The 20,479-nt window shown below is 66.4% G+C and carries 16 protein-coding genes; 9 read left to right on the top strand and 7 right to left on the bottom strand.

All coding sequences use genetic code 11. The features are described from left to right. Positions 1-337: 337 nt before the first annotated feature. The 6 genes from QX135_RS23735 to QX135_RS23710 form a co-directional block, all read right to left on the bottom strand. Entirely contained in the window at positions 338-1,933 is a 1,596-nt protein-coding gene (locus QX135_RS23735) for a gamma-glutamyltransferase (RefSeq protein ID WP_316178402.1), read from the bottom strand. A 138-nt stretch (positions 1,934-2,071) separates the two neighbouring features. Continuing rightward, entirely contained in the window at positions 2,072-2,455 is a 384-nt protein-coding gene (locus tag QX135_RS23730) for a RidA family protein (RefSeq protein ID WP_315778978.1), read from the bottom strand. Positions 2,456-2,626: 171 nt separating this feature from the next. Then, a complete protein-coding gene (locus QX135_RS23725; RefSeq protein ID WP_316178405.1) occupies positions 2,627-4,960 on the bottom strand; it encodes an acetamidase/formamidase family protein in 2,334 nt (777 codons plus the stop codon). A 287-nt stretch (positions 4,961-5,247) separates the two neighbouring features. Further along, positions 5,248-6,489, bottom strand: coding sequence for an acetamidase/formamidase family protein (locus QX135_RS23720; protein ID WP_316178407.1), 1,242 nt, complete (start codon positions 6,487-6,489; stop codon positions 5,248-5,250). Between the two features lie 58 nt (positions 6,490-6,547). Continuing rightward, complete coding sequence (locus QX135_RS23715) at positions 6,548-8,173, bottom strand: amino acid ABC transporter permease/ATP-binding protein (RefSeq protein WP_316178408.1); 1,626 nt, start codon at positions 8,171-8,173, stop codon at positions 6,548-6,550. A 317-nt stretch (positions 8,174-8,490) separates the two neighbouring features. Beyond that, positions 8,491-9,381, bottom strand: coding sequence for an ABC transporter substrate-binding protein (locus tag QX135_RS23710; RefSeq protein WP_315754808.1), 891 nt, complete (start codon positions 9,379-9,381; stop codon positions 8,491-8,493). 459 nt (positions 9,382-9,840) lie between these two features. On the opposite strand from QX135_RS23710, the gene QX135_RS23705 reads away from it, so the two are divergent. The 6 genes from QX135_RS23705 to QX135_RS23680 all read left to right on the top strand — a co-directional run bounded on the left by QX135_RS23705 (position 9,841) and on the right by QX135_RS23680 (position 16,542). Further along, entirely contained in the window at positions 9,841-10,665 is an 825-nt protein-coding gene (locus QX135_RS23705) for an ABC transporter permease (protein ID WP_315754810.1), read from the top strand. After that, positions 10,665-11,729 (top strand): ABC transporter ATP-binding protein, encoded by a 1,065-nt coding sequence (locus QX135_RS23700; RefSeq protein WP_316178410.1) that lies wholly within the window; start codon positions 10,665-10,667, stop codon positions 11,727-11,729. Before QX135_RS23705 ends, QX135_RS23700 begins: the two co-directional genes overlap by 1 nt. A 31-nt stretch (positions 11,730-11,760) precedes the next feature. Beyond that, positions 11,761-12,792, top strand: a complete 1,032-nt coding sequence (locus tag QX135_RS23695; protein WP_315736636.1) for a PotD/PotF family extracellular solute-binding protein — start codon at positions 11,761-11,763, stop codon at positions 12,790-12,792. Between the two features lie 81 nt (positions 12,793-12,873). After that, positions 12,874-13,704, top strand: coding sequence for an ABC transporter permease (locus QX135_RS23690; protein WP_316161598.1), 831 nt, complete (start codon positions 12,874-12,876; stop codon positions 13,702-13,704). 217 nt (positions 13,705-13,921) lie between these two features. Further along, positions 13,922-15,532, top strand: coding sequence for an amidohydrolase family protein (locus QX135_RS23685; protein WP_316178413.1), 1,611 nt, complete (start codon positions 13,922-13,924; stop codon positions 15,530-15,532). Next, positions 15,529-16,542: a CobW family GTP-binding protein gene (locus tag QX135_RS23680; RefSeq protein WP_316178415.1), complete on the top strand. Its 1,014-nt coding sequence runs from the start codon at positions 15,529-15,531 to the stop codon at positions 16,540-16,542. Before QX135_RS23685 ends, QX135_RS23680 begins: the two co-directional genes overlap by 4 nt. Positions 16,543-16,765: 223 nt before the next feature. Here the strand turns inward: QX135_RS23680 and QX135_RS23675 are convergent, their stop codons facing one another. Next, positions 16,766-17,587 (bottom strand): IclR family transcriptional regulator, encoded by an 822-nt coding sequence (locus QX135_RS23675; RefSeq protein WP_316234319.1) that lies wholly within the window; start codon positions 17,585-17,587, stop codon positions 16,766-16,768. A gap of 179 nt (positions 17,588-17,766) precedes the next feature. Here QX135_RS23675 and QX135_RS23670 point away from each other — a divergent pair, with 179 nt between their 5' ends. The 3 genes from QX135_RS23670 to QX135_RS23660 are packed head-to-tail and all read left to right on the top strand — an operon-like array spanning position 17,767 to position 20,479. Then, positions 17,767-18,825, top strand: coding sequence for an ABC transporter ATP-binding protein (locus QX135_RS23670; protein WP_315778961.1), 1,059 nt, complete (start codon positions 17,767-17,769; stop codon positions 18,823-18,825). Continuing rightward, positions 18,822-19,679 (top strand): ABC transporter permease, encoded by an 858-nt coding sequence (locus tag QX135_RS23665; protein WP_315771291.1) that lies wholly within the window; start codon positions 18,822-18,824, stop codon positions 19,677-19,679. Before QX135_RS23670 ends, QX135_RS23665 begins: the two co-directional genes overlap by 4 nt. A 5-nt stretch (positions 19,680-19,684) precedes the next feature. Beyond that, positions 19,685-20,479, top strand: coding sequence for an ABC transporter permease (locus QX135_RS23660; protein ID WP_316178420.1), 795 nt, complete (start codon positions 19,685-19,687; stop codon positions 20,477-20,479).

Genomic DNA, 20,479 nt, shown 5'->3' with positions numbered 1-20,479 from the left:
CTCCTTCGAATCGGACGAAGCTTGCCTGTCAGGAATCAACCCGGTCTGAATTGTCAGGACTCAGCCCGGTTCATACCCGGGCGCTGAACTTGACTAGGTGCGCTGTCGATATTTTCCAGGATGCGAGTCCATTTGAAGCGCGGATCAGGATATCCGCTTGCGACGTGCCGGAAGCGCGTCCTGCGTCAACGATGGTGATGGTCTCCGCGGAGCCGCGGAGCTTCAGCGCTCCTCACATCGAGCGTGACTCGTGGACCCCCACCCCCGACCCCTCCCCGCAAGGGGGAGGGGAGCTCATCGTCATCGTGGCGATATCTCGAATCCGACGATGATCGCGTCAGCTCTCCGCCACCGCATCTCCCCACGCATGGAAGATCTCCGTGGCGCCGCTGTTCACGTCGCCCTCGCGCATCACGACGCTGGGGCAGGCGAATTTCATCGGCAGGGTCTGCACCGGTGCCGGCACGGTCTCGAACTTCGCTGTCAGCGCGTCCATCACCTCCTCCGGCAGGCGCGTATCTGCGCCGACCACGTCACCCTCGCTGGCGTCGATGCGAGGCTGGTGGATCGCCGTGTCGAGATCCATGCCGAAGTCCATTACGAAGGACAGCAGCTGCGCCACGGCGGGCAGGATGCGCCGGCCGCCGGAGGCGCCCAGCGCGAGGCGGCGGCCGTCGGCGGCCTGCGCCACCACCGGCGTGTAGTTGGTGAGGCAGCGCTTGCCCGGCGCCAGCGAGTTCGTCGTGCCGGGCGTCGGGTCGAACCACATGATGCCGTTGTTCATCATGATGCCGCTCTGCGGCGCCTGGAATTTCGAGCCGAAACCCGACAGCAGGGTCTGCGTCACCGCCGCCATGTTGCCGTCGTGGTCCACCACCGAGTAGTGCGTGGTGCAGGCCGGTGCCAGATATTCGGCGCCGAGCGCGCGCTTGCCGGGCGCATCGCCCATGTCGTTGAGCCGTTCGCGATAGGCCGACTGCATCGCTTCGGCATAGGCGATGAAGGCGTTTGCATCAGGCAGCTTGCCCGAGGCCGTCACGCTCGCCTGCATCAGCCGCAAGGCGTGCGCGAGCGTCGGGCCGGCCGTCAGCTCCGGCGTCGCGAACACCGTGCCGCCGCGATAGGGAATGCGCAGCGGCTCGCGGTGATGCGCCTCGAACGCGGCGAGGTCATCCACCGAAAGCGCGCCGCCGGCGGCCTGGATGTCGCGGCTGAGCGAGCGCGCAATGTCGCCGCGGTAGAAGTCGCGCGCGCCGGCGCTCGCAAGATGTGCCAGCGTCGCCTTCAACTGCTCCTGCGGCAGCCGCGTCACCGCCTTGGCGCCCCATTGCGGATTCGGCGGCAAGCCATCCTTCAGATAGGCCGCGGCACTGCCGGGATAGCGGCGCAGGTCTGCGGCGCAGCTCGAGATCATCACGGTGGTCCACCAGTCCACCAGCAGGCCCTCGGCGGCGAGCTTCACGCTCGGCGTGACGAGATCCTGCCACGGCAGCCGCGCGTAGCGGCGATGCGCCGCCTCCATGCCCGCGACGACGCCGGGCACCGCGATCGCGCCGGGGCCGTGCAGATTGCGGTCGTTCTTGACGCGGGGCCAGGGGAAGATGTCGGCTGCGACGCTGCCGTCGTTGGCCAGCGGATAGTCCGCGACGTCAAGGCTGTCAGGGGCGCGCATGCCGTAGTCGATCACCTCGACGTGGTTGTCCCTGGCGCGGTACAGCAGCATGGCGCCGCCGCCGCCGAGGCCGCTCATCCACGGCTCGAGCACGCCGAGCGCAAAGCCGGTCGCCACCACGGCATCGACGCAGTCGCCGCCCGCGGCCAGCACCTCGGCACCGACCTCGGCGGCGCGCCGTGACTGTGCCGCGACGATGCCGCCCTTGCTGGTCACCGCCGGCTTGCGGATCTGCTGACGATTGGAAAACTGGTACGGCATGGCACTCCCCCGATCCCGCCTAATTGTCCGGCGAATTGACACCGCCAAGCCTCGGCACACAATCGGCAACAGCGGGACGCTCCCCAGCCCGGATCGAATGACGGTTGCCTGCGTTGAGGAGATGTTTACCAATGGGTATTATGGTCTTCGGCAGACCAGATCGATCTCGATCAGCGCGTCATAGGCGAGACCGGTGACGCCGACGCAGGTGCGGGCCGGCAGCCGGCCCGGCGGGAAGAATGAACGGTAAGTTTCATTCATTGCCGTGTAATCGCGCTTGAATTCGGTCAGGTAAATCCGAGACATCACAATATGTTCGAGACCAAGGTTGAGACCTTGGAGGATGTACTTCAAGTTCTGCATCACCGCCTTCGTCTGATCCACGATGCCGTCGGGCAGCACGCCCGGTGCCTCCGGTGAATCCGGCATCTGACCGGTGACGAACACGAAGCCGTCGGTCTCGACCGCGTGACTGAACGGCGCCACGGGTTTCGTCGCGCCGGAGATCATGTGGAACTGCATGGTCGGATTCCTCTGCGAGTGAATGTGTAGGGTGGGCAAAACGGCGCCGCAGGCGACGCGTGCCCACCATCCTCAGCGGATGCGCCGCGGTGGGCACGGCGCGACGTACATCATGATCGATGTCGCAGGTTCGCGGGCGCGCCTTTGCCCACCCTACGATTTAGCGTGAACTCAGCCCGCATCCTCGAACAGCCGCTTGCTGAGGATCGCGTGCACGCCCCAATTGCCGTCGACGACCTGGGTGACGCCGAAATCCACCGCGGCCGACATCAGCGCGACCGCCTCGTCCTCGCTCAGGCCTTTGATGTGCATCAGGAAGCGGCGCATCTTACGGAAGGCATCCTTCATCGCGAGGTCGAGCGAGGAGGTCGCGTAGACCTCGCTCTGGCCCTGCGCGCCGAACTCGGCGAGATAGTTCGGGTGGCTGAAGCCGGTCAGCACCCAGTCGGTCTCGGTTTCGATCAGGGGATAGCTGAGATCCGCAAAAGGCTGTCCGGCGAGTTGCGTCTTCTTGTGGAGGATGACCTGGAAGGTGCCGGTCATCGAGCATTCGATCGCGGTGCCGCCGAGCTCGCCGTCGCCCTGCGTGGCGTGGGGATCGCCGACCGACAGCAGCGCGCCGGGAACCGCGACCGGCAGATACACGGTCGCGCCCTTGCCGAGCCGCCAATTGTCGAGATTGCCGCCGAAATAGGACGGCGGAATCGAATCGACGAAGTCGGCCTCGCGTGGCGCCACGGCGATCACGCCGAAATGCGGCCGCAGCGGAATGCGGATGTTGTCGAGCACGCCGTGACGGCGCTTGATGCTGCCGGACGCCACCGGAACGCCGGGATAGTCGTAGGTCGCGTGCACGATTCCGGCCGGATCGGTCTGCGGCTCCCAGCGGTAGGAATAGAGCGCCCGCGCATGCGGCTCGGCGTCGCCGGCAAAGATCTCGTAGATCGTCACCGCCTCGCGCGGCGCCGGCGCCGCAATCAGTTCGTTGTAGTGATAGCCCCACCACGCGGCGACGCTGGAGCCGAAGACGCGGCCTTCATGTTTCGGATTGCGGCTCGGCCGCGGCACGATGTCGAGGATGCGCACCTCGAGCACATCGCCGGGCTGCGCGTCCTTGATGGCGACTGGGCCGGTGCAGATGTGGACGCCAAAGCCTTCGCCGGCGCCGCGGCCGAACACGCTGGCGTCCATCGGACCGGCGCCGCGGCGGTCGACGTTCTTCTTCGCCTTGGTCCAGCCGAACACGCTGAGCGCAGCGGCATCGCCTGAGATCATCAGCTCCGGATCATCGGAGGCATGCTGGGTCAACGTCTCGATCGTGATCGTGTCGCCGGACGAGACCTCCATCTGCGGCGGCAGCGAGCGGCTGAAATAGCCCCAATGCACGCGCTCGGCCGACACCGCCAGATGATGGTGATGCCGCCGCGCGTCCTGGTCGTTGGCTGGCGCGGGCAGGGCGATATCGCTCCTGGCCGCCGCCGGCCTCTCGCAGACGCGCTGCTGCGCCAGCGCATCCTGCGGCCAGCCGCGCTGACCGCGCGGGGCCGCCGACGTCATCGCCTGTTCCGCCTTCTGCTGCCGGAACTCGCGCGGCGACAGGCCGAAGCGGGCGCGGAAGCTGCGGCTGAAATGCGCTGAATCGGCGAAGCCGTAGCGATAGGCGATCTCCGAGATCGAATGGTTGGCTTCGGCTGGATTGGACAGGTCGGTCCAGGCCCTCTGCAGCCGCCGTTCCCTGACGTAGTGACTGAAATTATCACCGGCGCCTTCGAACAGTTTTTGCAGATAGCGCTCTGAGATGCCTTCGGCCTGGGCCACCCGCGCCGGCGTCAGCTCGGCATCGTCGAGCCGCCGCTCGATGGTCTGGCAGATCCGGTGCAGGATCGCCGCCTGCGTCGCGCTGCTGCCGGCCTCCGTTGTTGGCACCGCTTGTTGATGGGCCAGCGTCAGCAGCAGATCGACCAGGCTCTGCGCGACCGTGCTCCATTCGGCATCGCTGAGGGTTTCGAGCGCCCGCGCGGTGGCCTCGATGGTGCGGCAGACTACGTCGGCAAGACCGCTCGGCGCGATCACCTGGGGTTTTGCAAGCTTCAGCTTGCCGCTGATCCGGCCGTGCAGCGCGTCTGACGTCACGGAGAGGACGATGGCGCGCAGATCGCGCTGGAACGCGATGTTCCAGTCGCCGATGCGCGGCAATAGCATCAGATGTCCCGCGGGGACGATGCGATGGCTGTCGCCGCTGCGGAGCACGGCGCCGTCGTCGATCGCGAGCAACGCAATCGGCAGGTCCTCATGGGCTTGCGGAACCGCGGTGATGACCTGCGAGCCCGCCGCCAGCCGCGACAGCGCGATACCCGGCGCGCTGCGATGCGAGGCGGTCGCATGGCCGTCATAGAACGGCGCCTTGGCAGCCGGCTGCAACCCGACCGCGTTCAGGACATCACGCCACGCCTCAGGACGCTCGTCCCGCGCGTAGGATTCACTGGTGAACGGACGAAAACTCATGGCACGACCCGGGTCCGGGAATTCGAAGCAACCCCCGTGCCAGATGAGTTTCATGGTCTGTCGTCTCCGTAGCGGCATGTCGGCGCTGGCCAGTGCTTTCGTCCCGGTTTCATTGAAGCCAACGCTGTCGCCGCGCGCTGAGTGCGCTCCCCTCCCCCTTGCGGGGAGGGGTTTTGGGGGGGTCCACATCGGTAGTGTCGCCCGGGGCACCCCCACCCCAACCCCCCCCGCAAGGGGGGAGGGAGCGCACTGCCCTCTGCGCGACGGCTTTTATGACCAACGTCGAATCAATCACACCGGAACACGTTCTTCCGGATCGTGCCGTGGACGCCCCAATTGGCATCCACCACCTGGGTGACGCCAAAGTCGGCACCGACCGACATCAGCGAGATCGCCTCGTCCTCGCTGAGATGATGCACCGTCATTAGGAATCGCCGCAGCTTGCGGAAGGCGTCGCGCATCGCGCGGTCGAGGCTGGAATGGTTGGCGATCTCGGTCTGCGCGTTGGCGCCGAGCTCGGCGAGATAGTTCGGATAGGTGAAGCCGTAGACGGACCAGGCCTGGTCGGTCTCCAGCAGCGGATGGGTCAGTCCTTCGAGCTGGGTGCCGCCAAGGTCGCTCTTCTTGTGGAGGATGAACTCGAAGTCGCCGGTCAGCGAGGTCTCGATCGCGGTGCCGCCGAGCTCGCTGTCGCCTTGGGCGGCATGGGGATCGCCGACCGAGAAATAGGCGCCGGGCACGGCGACCGGATAATACATCCGCGCGCCCTTGCCGATGCGCCAGTCGTCGATGTTGCCGCCGGTGTAGCTCGGCGGAATCGAGGAGACATAGTCGGCCTCGGAGGGCGCGAGCCCCATGGTGCCGAAATGCAGCCGCGCCGGCACCTTGATGTTCGGCAAAATGTTCTCGCGCTTCCTGATCGTGGTGTGGTCGACCGGCACGCCGGGATAGTCGATGGTCGGATGCACGATGCCGTCGGGATCGGTCTGCGGCGTCCAGACGTAGTTGTAGACCGCCTTGGCGAACGGCTCGCCCGATGTGTCGAGCTCGAAGATGGTGATGACCTCGCGCGGCTTCGGTTCCTCGATCAGGTCGTGATAGTGGAAGCCCCAATTGGCGGCGGCGTTGGAGCCGAAGCACTTGCCGGCATGGCAGCCGCACCGGCTCGGCCGCGGCTTGATGTCGAGGATGCGCACCTCCAGAACGTCGCCTGGCTCGGCCCCCTCGATCGCAACCGGGCCGGTCAGCAGATGCACGCCGACGCCCTCGCCGGAGCCGCGGATGAACGGCCCTTCGGTCGGCCCCGAGCCGCGCCGCGCCACCGCTTTGTGCTCTCTGGTCCACTTGAACACGCTCTCGGCGCCGGGATCGTCCTTGATCATGCGCTCATAGTCGTCATTGGCGTGATGCGTCAGCGTCTCGATCGTGGCGCGGTCGCCGGAGCGCAAGGTGAGAGCCGGTGTCACCACCTTGGAAAAATACCCCCAATGGATGGTCTTCGGGGACACCGGCAGCAGATGGTGCTTCATGCAAGGGCCTCATGAAAGATCGGACGCGAGATCGTTGATGTTGACGTGAAGGATGAACTCATGCGACCGCATCCTTCGGCCGCTCTGCCTCCATCACCGAGAGGAAGCGCGCGGTCAGCGGGTGGCGCGGGTTGGTCAGCACCTCATGGGCCGGTCCCTCTTCGAGGATGACGCCGCCATTGAGGAAGGCGACCCGGTCGGCGACCTCGTCGGCGAAGCGGATCTGATGCGTCGAGATGATCATGGTCAGACCGTCGTCGACGGCGAGGCGGCGGATCACCTCCAGCACCTCGTTGACCAACTCGGGATCGAGCGCGGAGGTCGGCTCGTCCAACAGCAGCACGCTCGGGTTCGGCGCCAGCGCGCGGGCGATGGCGACGCGCTGCTGCTGGCCGCCGGAGAGATGCCGCGGCAGCGCATCGGCGCGATGCGACAGGCCGACGCGGTCGAGCAACTCGGCCGCGCGGCGGTCGGCCTCGAACCGGCCCAGGCCGTGCACCCAGCGCAAGGGGCCTGCGACGTTCTCCTTCGCCGTGAGATGCCCAAACAGGTTGAACTGCTGGAACACCATGCCGACGCCGACATTGGCGCGCTCGTTGGCGACCGCGCGCGGCGTCAGCCTGCGCCCCTGCTCGTCGAAGCCAAGCTTGCGGCCGCCGACGCGGATCTCGCCGGCGTCCCAGTTCTCCAGATGATTGATGCAGCGGAGCAAGGTGCTCTTGCCGGAGCCGGAGGGGCCGAGCAGCGCGATCACCTCTCCGATGCGCACCGTGAGATCGAGCCCGTCCAGCACTTTGTTGCCGTCATAGGCCTTGCGCAGCTCCTTGACCTCGACCGCGACGTTGTTGCGGGCGATGGTCGCGGCGCGCCTGGCGCGATCCTCGATCGACAGGGCGAGGGGCGGCGTTTCTTTCAGTTCGGCGGGCTCCGGCGGAGCGGCCTCGACGGTAGGTGCGGTCTTCGCAAGGTCCAGCTTTGCCGCCGGATCGACGCGGCGCCATGGCAGGTAGTCCACCAGCTTGCGTTGTTTGGCCGTGCGGTCGAGATCGAGCAGCCATTCCAGCGCGAGCTGGATGACGCTGATCGCGCCGGTCAGCAGGAGATAGATGAGACCCGAGGCGAAGAAGATCGAGAAGAAGTCGAAGGTGGAGGAGGCGAGCTGCGTCGAGCGCAAGGTCAATTCCTGCACGGCGATGACGGAGGCGAGCGAGGAGTTCTTCAGCGCGCTCACCGCCTCGTTGCCGAAGGCCGGGATCATCGTGCGGATCGCCTGCGGCGCGATGATCCGGCGCATCAGCACTGATGGCGTCATGCCGAGCGCCTGGCCGGCCAGGAGCTGGCCGCGATCGACGCCGAGCACGCCGGAGCGCAGCATCTCGGCGATGAACGGCGCCTCGTTGCAGGCGAGCGCGAGGCCCGCCGCCAGCACCGCCGGCAGCTTGATGCCGATATGCGGCAATGCGTCGTAGGCGAACACCATCTGCAGGATCAGCGGCGTGCCGCGGAAGATCACGGTATAGCCGCGCGCAATCGCCGCCAGCAGCCAGAACCGGCTGAGCTGCATGCCGGCGAGGATGAGGCCGAGGACCAGTCCGCCGATCAGGCCGAGCGCGGTGACCTGCAGCGTGAGCTCGATGCCCATGAGCAGATACGGCATGCTGAGATAGTGCAGGAAGAGGGACATCGGTGATTGCAGCCTGATGAGTGCCGTAGGGTGGGCAAAGGCGCGAAGCGCCGTGCCCACCGTGGTGTTTCGGAACAGCGTTGGTGGGCACGCTGCGCTTTGCCCACCCTACGAAGTTGGCTCACATGCACACGTCAGCCGCTGAACTTGGAGTGTCGCCGAGGAGCCGGTGCGCTCCCTCCCCCCTTGTGGGGGAGGGGTGGGGAGGGGGGTGCCCAGCAAAGACCGTCATCTGTGGACCCCCACCCCCTCCCCGCAAGGGGGAGGGGAGCGCGCCGTCTTCGCCGCTATCTCTCGCGTCAAACGGAGCGGTGCTCTTAGTCCGCCGTCAAAATATCCGGCTCCTTGAAGTTCGCGGGATCGAGCTGCCACTTCTTCAGCAGCTCCTGATGGATGCCTTCCTTCTGCACCTCGATCAGGGCGGCGAGCACGGCGTCGCGGAATTTCGGCTTGTCCTTCGGCACGGCGATGCCGACCGAATAGGGGATGGTCACCGCGATCGCCTTCTCCAGCTTGTCCGGATAGGCCTTCACCGCCTGGTCGACCGTGTTGACGTCGTTGACATAGGTGTCGGCGCGGCCGGCGAGGATGGCCTGGATGCAATTGGCGTTGTTGTCGTAGAGCTGCAGCGTCGGCTCCGGCTTGCCTTCGGCCTTGCACTTCGGCGCGAGGTCCTGGATCAGCGGCACCTCGACATAGCCGGTGTTCTCGGCAGCCGCCGCGCCGCACATCGTCATGTTGATCCCGTTGATGCCCTTCGGATTGCCCTTCGCGACCAGCACGCCGTCGAACACCTTGGAGTAGGTGATGAAGTCGGCGGCCTTGGCGCGCTCCTTGGTGGCATAGATGTCGGAGATGACGATGTCGGCCTGGCCGCTCGCCAGCGTCGTCAGCAGCGCGGCGAACGTGACCGGCTTGTAGGTCAGCTTGAAGCCGAGGCAGTCGCCGATGGCTTCGCCGAGGTCGATGTCGAAGCCGACATATTTGCTTGGATCCTTCGGGTCGATCGATTCGTAGCCCGGTGTGTGCGGATTGATGGCGTTGACGAGCGTCTTGCCCTTCCAGTCCGGATATTTCTCCTTGAGCGCCGCGCACCCTGCGGGCGTCGCCGCCTGTGCGTCGATCGGCGCGAGAAGTCCCGTCGCAATGATGGCGCAGAGCGCGGCAAGCCACGCGCGCCGCGCTCCAGTGAATAGCCTCGTCTGCATGTTGCCAGCTCCTTCGAACGATGTGTCGCGCTGGTCCGGCGGTGCATTGGTGCCGTCGCCCCGGTCCAAGCTCGACGGCAAGCTTAGGTGCGAGCCTGCGGGGATGACTTGTCCGTGGGCGCACAAAATATTGGATCGTGCCGGTGCAAGAATTGAGCACGCATTGCTCAAATCCGCGCCGCCGCGACGGACTGGCGGCACGCGTCAAGTCCGCCTGCGCGGTCCTCGAAGATTCCGAAAGTCGAAAATCGGTCACGCCGGAGACGGGGCAGGTGCGCACGGCGCTAGCGCCAAGATGGAGGTGGCGCCACGTCACGCGTCAGGATGGCGGCGTCGCTGCGTCGCTCCGCCCATGCGTATGTGCATTGCGATAACTCGTGTCGCAGGCTTGGCGGCAGCGGAGCTGCCGACTACGATGCCGCCGCACAAGTTGCTGATCTGTTTGTTGAGGTGTCTGCAATGCTGTTCCGTTTTACGGGACAACCATCACTCGGCCAATTCGCAGTGCGGACACTGATCGTCGTCGCCTACGCAATCATCTTCGCGCCCGTGATCATGATCGTGGTGACCAGCTTCTTCGCGCAGGAGATCGTGAGCTTCCCGCCGCCTGGCCTGTCGCTGAAGTGGTACGCCAACGCGCTGAGCAAGCCGGAATTCCTGCGCGGCCTCGTGACCAGCTTCCAGGTCGCGCTGCTCGCCACCGCGATCGGCGTGCCCGTCGGCACCGCGGCTGCGCTCGCCATTGTGCGCGGCGAGTTCCGCGGCCGGCAGGCGCTGAGCTCGTTCCTATTGGCGCCGCTGGCGGTGCCCGGCGTGGTCGCCGGCTCCGGCCTCTACATGTTCTACGTGCTCGCCGAGGATCTGCTCGACCGTGACATCAAGGCGACGACGGAAGGGCTCGTGGCCGCGCATACGCTGCTCGCGATTCCCTGGACGGTGCGGCTCGTCGTCGCCAGCCTGCAGGGGCTCGACCGAGCCGCCGAGGAGGCCGCCGCCAATCTTGGTGCGAGCCCGTTCACGGTGTTCCGCCGCATCACCCTGCCGATGATGCGCTCAGGGATCGTTGCGGCCGCGATGTTCTCCTTCATCCAGAGTTTTGAAAATCTCGATCTGTCGATGCTGCTGGTCGGTCCCGGCCGCATTACGCTGCCTGTTGCCATGCTGAACTATCTCGAATTCCGCATCGATCCGACGCTCGCCGCCGTCGCCACCGTGCAGATCGCGCTGGTCGGACTGCTGATGGTGGTGACCGATCGCTTCGTCAAATTGTCGCGGGTGGTGTGATGGCGCAGCTCACCATCGAGAAGCTGACCAAGCGCTTCGGCACCTCCATCGGCGTGGAGGGGCTCGATCTCGCCGTCCATGAGGGCGAGCTGGTCGCGCTGCTCGGACCCTCCGGTTGCGGCAAGACGACGACCTTGCGCATGGTCGCGGGCTTCCTGCCGCCCACGAGCGGCCGCGTGCTGTTCGACCGCGAGGACGTCACGCATCTGCCGGCCTACAAGCGTGCCACCGGCATGGTGTTCCAGTCCTATGCGCTGTTTCCGCACATGAGCGCGGCCGACAATGTCGGCTTCGGCCTGGAGATGCGCGGCCTCAATGCGGTCGAGCGAAAGATCAAGATCGCCGACGCGCTCAAGCTGGTACGGCTGTCGCATCTCGCCGACCGGCTGCCGCGGCAATTGTCCGGCGGGCAGCAGCAGCGCGTCGCGCTGGCGCGGGCGCTGGTGATCAATCCGCGCATCTTCCTGCTCGACGAGCCCTTGTCGAATCTCGACGCCAAGCTGCGCGCCGAGGTGCGGCTCGAGATCCGCGCGCTGCAGCAGCGGCTCGGCCTGACCACTCTGATGGTGACGCATGACCGCGAGGAGGCGCTGACCATGGCCGACCGCCTCGTGGTGATGGAGGGCGGCCGCGTCCGCCAGATTGGCACGCCGCAGGAGCTGTACGACTCGCCGAAGGATGCGTTCGTCGCCGACTTCGTCGGCCGCTGCAACATCGTGGCGGGCCGGCGGGCGAACGAGAGCCAGTTCCGCACCAACGGCGGCCTGCTGCTACCGGTCGATGTCGCCAGCGGCGAGCGCGACGATGCCGATGCTTTCGCGCTGCGGCCTGAACGCATTGCCGTGGTGGCCGGTGAGTCCGGCGAGGTGCGCGGCCGCGTGCTGGCGATCACCTATATGGGCGCGCAGAGCGAATATGTGGTGGCGATCGGCGACGAGACGCTGGTGGCCGTCAGGCCAACGCCCGACGCGAGCGAGCCGCTGGCAACACTCAAACCGAACGATCCCGTGTCCCTGGAATGGGATCGCAAGGTCCCGCGTCTCGTGCCGCAGACAGCTTCGTAAACACCATCCATTCACAGCGAGAGGTTCTCCCATGATTTCGCGACGTCACTTTCTCTCTGCCAGCGCCGGCGTCGCCGCGCTGGCGTCCGGCATGCCCTCTGCGCGCGCCGAGGGCGGACAGGTCGTGGTCGGCACCTGGGGCGGCGACTACGGCCAGTTGCTCTCCGATATCATCGACAAGCCGATCATGACGCCCAGGGGTTTTGAGATCGTGCAGGACGTCGCCAATGCCGATCCGCGCAAGACCAAGCTGCTGGCCGAGCGGCAGAGCCGGCGCGGCTCGATGGACGTCGCCTGCCTGTCCGACAACGACGCCTACATCGTGTCGCAATCGGATGTGTTCGAGAAGGTCGATGCGGCGCAGGTGAAGCGGCTGGACAAGGTGTTCCCGGAGCTCCGGAGCGAGATCGCGATCCCGCACATCTATTCGGCGCAGGTGATCCTCTACAACACCAACCAGGTGAAGACGCCGCCGCAATCCTTCGCCGATCTGTGGGATCCGAAATGGCGTGGCCGCATTGGCCTCGCCGACATCCTCTATCCCAACAACACGCTGGCGGCGGCGCTCGCCGGCGGCGGCGGCGTCAGCAATCTCGATCCGGCCGAGAAGAAGCTGATGGAATGGCGCTCGCTCGACGTGAAGATCTATCCGTCCAACGAAGCGCTGGCCGCGGCGCTGAAGTCGGAGGAGGTGTGGCTGACCACGATGTGGCTCGCCCGCGGCTTCATGTGGAAGAAGTCCGGCATCCCGCTCGCCCATGTCGTGCCGAAGGAGGGCACGCCGGCGATCGTGTTCCAGGCCTCGGTGCCGAAGAACGCCAAGAACAAGGCCGGCGGCTTCGCCTATCTCGACGCGATGCTGGACGCCAAGGCGCAAGGCGGCTTCGCCGACAAGATGGGCTACGTCCCGACCGTCACCGACGCCGTGCTGCCGGAGGACCTCGCCAAGCAGGTCAGCCTGACCGAGGCTGAGCGCGCCCGCCTGCTGAAGCCGGACTATGCCTATGCCGCAGGGCGCTCGCAGCGCACGCTCGACTTCTGGAACAAGGAGTTCAAGGCGTAAGTCTTGAACTCCCGCTCCTGCGGCGCAGGCCGCAGGAGCATGCGGCTGATGCGCCGCTCATCTGCAATCGGAGCTCGCGCGATGGCGCTGCTGGTCGTTCCTGCCTGTCTGCTGGTCCTGGCGCTGCTGGTCGGGCCGATGATCCTGATGTTCCGGATCTCGCTCAACCAGTTCAGCCCGACCCAATTGATGGTGCAGGCGCTGTCGCCGGACAACTACATCAAGGCTGCGACCGATCCGTACTACCAGCAGATCATCCTGGCCACGCTGGGCATCGCGCTGCTGTGCACCTTGCTCACGCTGATCCTGGCGTTTCCGGCGGCGTATTGGCTCGGCCGCATGGAGAGTCGCTGGAAGAGCCTGGTCGTGATCGCGACCCTGTTTCCGCTGCTGGTCGGCAACGTCGTCCGCTCCGCCGGCTGGATGGCGCTGTTCGCGCGCGACGGGCTCGTGAATACGAGCCTGATGAAGCTTGGCCTGATCTCCGCGCCGCTCGAGATCATGTACACGACCAAGGCCGTGATCATCGGCATCATCGCCGTGGTGCTGCCCTACATGATCCTGACGCTCTCGGCGGTCATCGAAAGCATTCCCCGCGACCTGGAATATGCCGCCGCCAATCTCGGCGCCTCGGGCGCGCGGGTGTTCTGGCGGGTGATCCTGCCGCTGTCCGGCCCCGGCGTGGCCGCCGGCTCGATCCTGGTGTTCGTGTTGTGCATGAACACCTATGCAACGGCGGTGCTTCTCGGCGGCCCGCGATTCAAGATGATGGCCCCGGCCGTCTACGACCAGTTCGTGCGCGGCAACAACTGGCCGATGGGCGCCGCGCTCGCCTTCATGCTGCTCGCGGTGACCATGGCTTTCACGGTGTTCGGCAGCGTGGCGTTCGCGCGGCGATATCGGACGGGGTAGGGCGTTAGGCGTCATTGCGAGGAGCGCAGCGACGAAGCAATCCAGACGTTTTTCTCGACCCTGGATTGCTTCGCTGCGCCCGCAATGACGGGATTACAACTACGTAGGGTGGGCAAAGGCGCGAAGCGCCGTGCCCACCATCTCGACAGAGGCTAGACGCATGGTGGGCACGCTGCGCTTTGCCCACCCTACGTTTCTACAATGAGGACACGCGGGAATGACGGACCAAGCCACGACGCTGCCCGGCGATGAGCTCGCCTTCATCAGGAACAAGGGCGCGGCGCCGATCGTGCCGAAGGCCACGTCGCGCGATCGTGGCATCGGGCCGTTCAAACGGCTGGCGCTGCGCAGCGCCATTGTGATCGACGGCACCGGCGCGCCGCCAATCGGGCCGGTCGACATCATCGTCGAGGACGGCCGCATCGTCAGCATCAAGAAGGTCGTTGGCTACGGCTATGCCGGCAACGCTGGCGAACCGGCCGACCACGAGATCGACTGCCGCGGCAAATGGGTGACGCCGGGCTTCGTCGACTGCCACGCCCATGCCGGCGTCGCCTATCACTCCGCCAATGGCTGGGTGCCACCGGTCGACTATGTCTACAAGCTCTGGCTTGCGCACGGCGTCACCACGGTGCGCGAGATGGGCTCGATGAACGGCCTGTCCTGGATGCTCGACCAGAAGCAGCGTGCGGCTGACAACACCATCGCCTCGCCGCGGCTGCTGGCTTACGCCTATTTCCCGGCCGTCAACGACATGGTCAAGACGATCTACACCCCGGAGCAGGGCCGGAGCTGGCTGCGTGCGGTGAAGGAGCGCGGCGCCGACGGCATCAAGTTCTTCGGCGCGCCGCCGGCAATCATGGAGGCCGCGCTCGACGAGTGCAAGACGCTCGGCTTGCGCACCGGCTGCCATCACGCGCAGATGGCGGTGTCGCGCATGAACGCCCTGACCACGGCGCGCTGGGGCCTCACCAGCGCAGAGCATTATTACGGCCTGCCGGAGGCGCTGTTCGAGGATCGCGTGATCCAGAACTTCCCGCTCGACTACAACTACACCGACGAATATTTCCGCTTCTCGGTGTCGGGCCAGATGTTCGGGCAGGGCGCCGAGCCGGGATCGGCGAAGTGGAACGAGGTGCTGGAGCAGTTCCTGGAGATTGGCTTCACCTTCGTGCCGACGTTCACGATCTACGACGCCAACCGCGACCTGATGCGGGCGCGCCAGGCCTATTGGCACAAGGAGTACACCTGGAAGTCGATGTGGGACTACTTCACGCCGCAGCGCGGCGGCCATGGCTCGTACTGGTATCGCTGGTCGACCCAGAACGAGATCGAGTGGAAGGAGAACTACCGGCTCTGGATGGCGTTCATCAACGAATACAAGAACCGTGGCGGCCGGGTCTGCACCGGCTCGGATTCCGGCTTCATCTACCAGATCTTCGGTTTCGGCTATGTCCGCGAGCTCGAGCTGTTGCAGGAGGCCGGCTTCCATCCGCTCGAGGTGATCCGCTCGGCGACCTCGCAGGGCGCGGCGCTGTGCGGCCTCGAGAACGAGATCGGTACCATCGACATCGGCATGCGCGCCGACATCCTTGTGCACGACCACAATCCGCTGACCGATTTCAAGCTGCTCTACGGCACCGGCGCGATGCGCTTCAACGACGCCACCAACGCGGTCGAGTGGCACCGCGGCCTGAAATACACGATCAAGGACGGCATCATCTACGATACCGAGGAATTGCTGGCCGACGTCCGCGAGTTGGTGAAGGCGAGCTGGGAGAGCGACGTGCCGGAGAAGTACGCGACCAAGGACGCCGCCGCGCCATGAGCGCCGGCATCACCGATTTCTTCGTCCTCACCGGCTTCCTCGGCTCGGGCAAGACCTCGCTGCTGCGTGATGTGCTCGGCGTGGAGACCGCGTCCGACACCGCCGTGATCGTCAACGAGGCCGGCGAAATCGGGCTCGACGGCGTGCTGTTGCGCGAGAGCGGCGACGACGTGCCGATGGCGATGCTGTCGAACGGCTGCGTGTGCTGCCAGGTCGGCAGCGATCTCGCCTTCACCATCGACCGCCTGATCATGGCGCCGCGCCCCGCCGGCCTGCCGCCCCTGCGCCGGATCATCCTGGAGACGTCGGGCCTGGCGATGCCCGGCCCGGTGCTGCGCCAGCTCGCGACGCTGGCCGAGCACCGGATGCGCGTCGCGGTCGTCGCAACCTATGACCTGACGCGAGGGCTCGCCGTCGCGACATTCGAGGAAGCTGCGGCGCAATGGGCGGCGGCGCATCGCATCGTCGCGACCAAGGCTGATCTTGCGCCGCAGGCGCTGACTGAGGCGCCGGTTACGATCGCGCAGCTCAACCCGGTGGCGGAGGTCGTTGCCGGCGCTGATCGGGCAGCCATCGTCTCGGCCGCCTTCGCACCCCTCGTAGCCGCGTTGCCGCTACGCGAGGTCGCCCCCGATCTGGCAACCGCGCATCCGCGCCTCGCGCTCTGCCTCGTCCGCCCGCGGGCTGAGATCGCCTATGCCGATCTCTCCGGTTGGCTCGACAATGTCGCCGGCGCGCTCGGCGAGCGGCTGCTGCGCATCAAGGGTCTCGTGAAGGTCCAGGAGGCGCCGCGGCCGCTGCTGGTCGAAAGCGTCGGCACGATGTTCGCGCCGCCACGGCAATTGACGGCCGAAAAACTGCCGGCGCCCTTCATCGTCGTGATCGCGCGCGACATTGTCCGCAATGAGCTCGAACAGGTCGAGCCGTCGGACCTGTTCGCGTTCTCCTGGCGCGAACCCGAGAGCGCGGCGGCACAGCCGGGCGGCATCCGTGCCGAGTGGGTGATGTAGGCCGCGAAGGTAGGATTGTCTCTGCTGCGCTAGGGGGCGGACTCGTTACGCTTCCACCGTCAATCCCGGGCCATCGTCAATGCGAAGGCGCGAAGCGGCTGCGCGTTGGCGATTGAACCCGGAATCTCGAAATTGTTGAGAGTGGATGCAAGACAACATCGAGATTCCGGGTTCAAGGCCTCTCGGCCTTGCCCCGGAATGACGGTGGTTGTGACGCAGAAGGTCAACTTCCCCCGATCGTGCTCAGACTGCGTGACGGATAGCGCAGAGCCACGTCGAACGGGTTGAGCTTGCCGGCCAGCGCCTGCGCCTCGCCCTGCAGGATCTTGACCACATGCGGCAGGCGATCGGCGTTCAGCCGTTCGGCCAGCGTGCCGACACTGAGCGCCGCGACGGCGCGGCCCTGCGCGTCCAGCACGGGCACGCCGACGCCGGCCATGCCGGGAATGAGCCCGGTGCTGGTGTTGACCCAGCCCTGCGCGCGCGCCTGCGCCAGCGCACTGCGCAGCGAGGCTTCGTCGAGGAAGCCGCGATCGAGCAGGCGCGGGATGTTGAAGCGGATCACCGCCTCCTGCTCGTCCTCGGGCAGGTTGGCGAGAATGGCGAGGCTGCCCTGGCCGAGTCCGAGCGGCACCTTGCCGCCGATGTCGCCGGTGAAGGAGCGGATCGGAAACGGACCCTCGACGCGGTCGAGGCAGACCGCATCGAAGCCGTTGCGCACCAGCAGGAAGATCGTGTCGCTCAGGGTTGCGGACAGGCGCAGCAGCGCCGGGCGGGCGGCGTCGCGTAGCCCGCTGGCCTGGCCGGCGCGTGCGGCCAGCACGTAGAAGTCGAGCGCGAGGCGATAGCGCTTGCCAGCGGCCTGCTCGGCGAAACCCTCCGCGGCGAGGTCCTGCAGCATGCGGTGCGCGGTCGGCTGGCTGCAGCCTGCGACCTCGGCGATGTCCTTCAGCCGCAGCCCGTCGGGGTCGCCCTCGGCGAGAATGCGCAGCAGCTTCAGGGCCCGGCGAAAGCTGGAGGCAGAGTCGGTGTCGGATGCAGTCATCTGATTGATTGAATGGGAGCGCGCAGTTTGAAGATAAGATTTCATATATCAAAATTCGAAAGAGATAAATTCAGGATATCGGAATTCACGATTGACCATCTGGTTCGCTCCCCGGCATGAAAGAGCCCCAGGGCGGCGATCCCTGCCGATGGCGAAGGGAGCCTCCCGCGCGAGGACGCATGGGTTTCCTGACGCTGGACGGTCTGACGAGGCTCTACGGCGATGTCGCTGCGGTCAGCGATGTCAGTCTCAGCGTCGCCAAGGGCGAGTTCATCTCGCTGCTCGGTCCGTCCGGCTGCGGCAAGACCACGACGCTTCAGATGATCGCCGGCTTGGTCGAGCCGACGTCGGGGCGCATCACGCTCGATGGCCGCGACATCACCCACGAGAAGCCCGATCGCCGCGGCCTCGGCATCGTGTTCCAGAGCTACGCGCTGTTTCCGCACATGACGGTGGCGCAGAACGTCTCGTTCGGTCTGGAGATGCGCAAGGTGGCCAGGACCGAGCGCGCGAGCCGCGTCACACAGGCGCTGGCGCTGGTGCAGCTCGCAGCCCTCGCCGACCGCTATCCGCGCCAGCTCTCCGGCGGCCAGCGCCAGCGCGTCGCGGTGGCGCGGGCGCTGGTGATCGATCCGCCGGTGCTGCTGCTCGACGAGCCCTTGTCCAATCTCGACGCCAAGCTGCGCGAGGAGATGCAGTTCGAGCTGCGCGGCATCCAGCAGCGCATCGGCACCACCACGATCATGGTGACCCACGACCAGAGCGAGGCACTGTCGATGAGCGACCGCGTCGTGGTGATGGAGCACGGGCGCATCATGCAGGTCGATGCGCCCTATCGTCTCTATGAGAGCCCCGCGACGCCCTTCATCTCCTCCTTCGTCGGCAAGATGAACCGACTGTCCGGCATCTGGCGCAACAATGGCGTCGAGATCGGCGGCCATGCGCTGCTTCCTTGCGAGGGCGCTGGTCTCGCCGAGGGCGCGGCTGCCGTGCTGGCGATCCGGCCGGAGAAGATCGGTCTGGCCGCTCCCGGCGCCGGCGTGCTCGACGGCCGCATCAAGGCGCGTTTCTTCCTCGGCAGCGCCTGGTTCTTCACCGTGGAGACCCCGGCCGGGGTGATCGGCGTCTCCCTGCCCAATGCAGGCGAGGAGCCGGCGCGCGAGGGCGATCGGGTCGGGCTCGCCTGGAGCAGCGCCAGCGCGCACGCGTCCAAGCCGGACGGAGCGTCACCGGCATGAGCAGCGGGCGCGCCAGTGCGACACCATGGTTATTGGCGGCGCCGGGCGCGCTGCTGTTCGCCGCATTGGTCGTCGTGCCGCTCGCGCTCACGCTGATCCTGTCCCTCCACGTCTATGACGCCGCGACCGGCGTCAAGGACGAGACCACGCTGACGCACTACATCGCCATCCTCTCCGACAGCTACTTCCTCAATATCTTCTGGCGCACCCTGCGGCTTGCGGCGCTGACGACCTTGGTCTGCGCAGCGATCGGGGCGCCCGAGGCCTACATCCTGGCGCGCATGCGCGAGCCCTGGCGCTCGGCGTTCCTGCTCGCGATCATCGGCCCGCTGCTGGTCTCGGTCGTGGTGCGTGCCTTCGGCTGGAGCATGCTGCTCGGCCCCACCGGCCTCGTGAACGAGGCTTTCCGCGCGGTTGGCCTCGGCACCGTCAGGATCCTCTACACCGAGACCGCCATCGTCATCGCGCTCGTGCATGTGATGCTGCCCTTCATGGTGATTCCGGTCTGGACCTCGCTGCAGAAGCTCGATCCGATGGTCGAGGCCGCCGCCTGGACGCTCGGCGCCTCGCGCTTCACCGCGCTGCGCCGGGTGGTGTTGCCACAGGTGACGATGGGCCTGCTGTCGGGGTGCCTCGTCGTGTTCGGACTATCAGCGTCCGCGTTCGCAATCCCCGCGCTGCTCGGCGGCCGTCGGCTGAAGATGGCGGCGACCCTGGTCTATGATGAGTACATGCACGAGCTGAACTGGCCGCTCGGCGCGGCCATCGCGATCCTGGTGCTCGTCATCAACCTCGTCATCATGCTTGTCTACCAGCGCTTGGTCGAGGCGCGCGCCAGGCGGACGCTGGGGTGAGCGGCATGCGCCACAATGGTCCCATCGCGCTTGTCTTTCACGCGCTCGTCGTCGGCTTCGTGCTGGCGCCGCTGATCGTGATCTGCCTCGTCGCGTTCACGCCCGCCAACACCTTGACCCTGCCGACCACGCAGTTCTCGCTGCGCTGGTTCGCGGCCGTGTTCGCGCATCCGGATTTCGTCGCCTCCTTCCTCAACAGCCTGTGGGTCGCGGCGACAGCCGCGACGATCGCGGTCGTGCTCGCGGTCGCCGCCGGCCTCGCGCTCGATCGCTACGACTTCCGCGGCCGCGCGGCGCTGAACGCGCTGTTCCTGTCGCCCTTGATGATCCCGCATCTCGTGCTCGGCGTTGCGCTGCTCAGATTGTTCGCGCTCGTCGGTGCCACCGGCAGCCTGCTCTGGCTCACCGCAGGCCACATCGTCGTGGTCACGCCCTATGTGCTCCGGCTGGTGCTGGCGGCACTGTCCGGCCTCGACCGCAGCGCTGAGCAGGCGGCCGTGACCTTGGGCGCCTCGCGCTGGATCGTATTTCGCCGCATCACCGTGCCGATGATCCTGCCCGGCATCACCGGCGGCTGGCTGCTCGCCTTCATCAACTCCTTCGATGAGCTCACGATGTCCATCTTCATCACCTCGCCCGCCACCGTCACCCTTCCGGTGCGCATGTACATGTACGCGACCGAGTCCATCGATCCGATGATGGCGGCGGTATCGGCGCTGATGATCGCGGTGACGGCGGCGGCGATGCTGCTGCTCGACCGCATCTTCGGTCTCGACAAGATCCTCGTCGGGCAGGGCTGA

Source organism: Bradyrhizobium sp. SZCCHNR1098 (assembly GCF_032489375.1).
Lineage (GTDB): Bacteria > Pseudomonadota > Alphaproteobacteria > Rhizobiales > Xanthobacteraceae > Bradyrhizobium.
This window is presented reverse-complemented; position numbering and strand designations above follow the sequence as displayed.

What these genes read in the sequence shown, in the direction of transcription:
- QX135_RS23715 (WP_316178408.1), bottom strand. Translation starts at nt 8,173, where the DNA reads ATGTCCCTCTTCCTGCACTATCTCAGCATGCCGTATCTGCTCATGGGC.
- QX135_RS23685 (WP_316178413.1), top strand. Translation starts at nt 13,922, where the DNA reads ATGACGGACCAAGCCACGACGCTGCCCGGCGATGAGCTCGCCTTCATC.
- QX135_RS23665 (WP_315771291.1), top strand. Translation starts at nt 18,822, where the DNA reads ATGAGCAGCGGGCGCGCCAGTGCGACACCATGGTTATTGGCGGCGCCG.
- QX135_RS23735 (WP_316178402.1), bottom strand. Translation starts at nt 1,933, where the DNA reads ATGCCGTACCAGTTTTCCAATCGTCAGCAGATCCGCAAGCCGGCGGTG.
- QX135_RS23695 (WP_315736636.1), top strand. Translation starts at nt 11,761, where the DNA reads ATGATTTCGCGACGTCACTTTCTCTCTGCCAGCGCCGGCGTCGCCGCG.
- QX135_RS23675 (WP_316234319.1), bottom strand. Translation starts at nt 17,587, where the DNA reads ATGACTGCATCCGACACCGACTCTGCCTCCAGCTTTCGCCGGGCCCTG.
- QX135_RS23690 (WP_316161598.1), top strand. Translation starts at nt 12,874, where the DNA reads ATGGCGCTGCTGGTCGTTCCTGCCTGTCTGCTGGTCCTGGCGCTGCTG.
- QX135_RS23660 (WP_316178420.1), top strand. Translation starts at nt 19,685, where the DNA reads ATGCGCCACAATGGTCCCATCGCGCTTGTCTTTCACGCGCTCGTCGTC.
- QX135_RS23730 (WP_315778978.1), bottom strand. Translation starts at nt 2,455, where the DNA reads ATGCAGTTCCACATGATCTCCGGCGCGACGAAACCCGTGGCGCCGTTC.
- QX135_RS23705 (WP_315754810.1), top strand. Translation starts at nt 9,841, where the DNA reads ATGCTGTTCCGTTTTACGGGACAACCATCACTCGGCCAATTCGCAGTG.
- QX135_RS23725 (WP_316178405.1), bottom strand. Translation starts at nt 4,960, where the DNA reads ATGAGTTTTCGTCCGTTCACCAGTGAATCCTACGCGCGGGACGAGCGT.
- QX135_RS23670 (WP_315778961.1), top strand. Translation starts at nt 17,767, where the DNA reads ATGGGTTTCCTGACGCTGGACGGTCTGACGAGGCTCTACGGCGATGTC.
- QX135_RS23700 (WP_316178410.1), top strand. Translation starts at nt 10,665, where the DNA reads ATGGCGCAGCTCACCATCGAGAAGCTGACCAAGCGCTTCGGCACCTCC.
- QX135_RS23720 (WP_316178407.1), bottom strand. Translation starts at nt 6,489, where the DNA reads ATGAAGCACCATCTGCTGCCGGTGTCCCCGAAGACCATCCATTGGGGG.
- QX135_RS23710 (WP_315754808.1), bottom strand. Translation starts at nt 9,381, where the DNA reads ATGCAGACGAGGCTATTCACTGGAGCGCGGCGCGCGTGGCTTGCCGCG.
- QX135_RS23680 (WP_316178415.1), top strand. Translation starts at nt 15,529, where the DNA reads ATGAGCGCCGGCATCACCGATTTCTTCGTCCTCACCGGCTTCCTCGGC.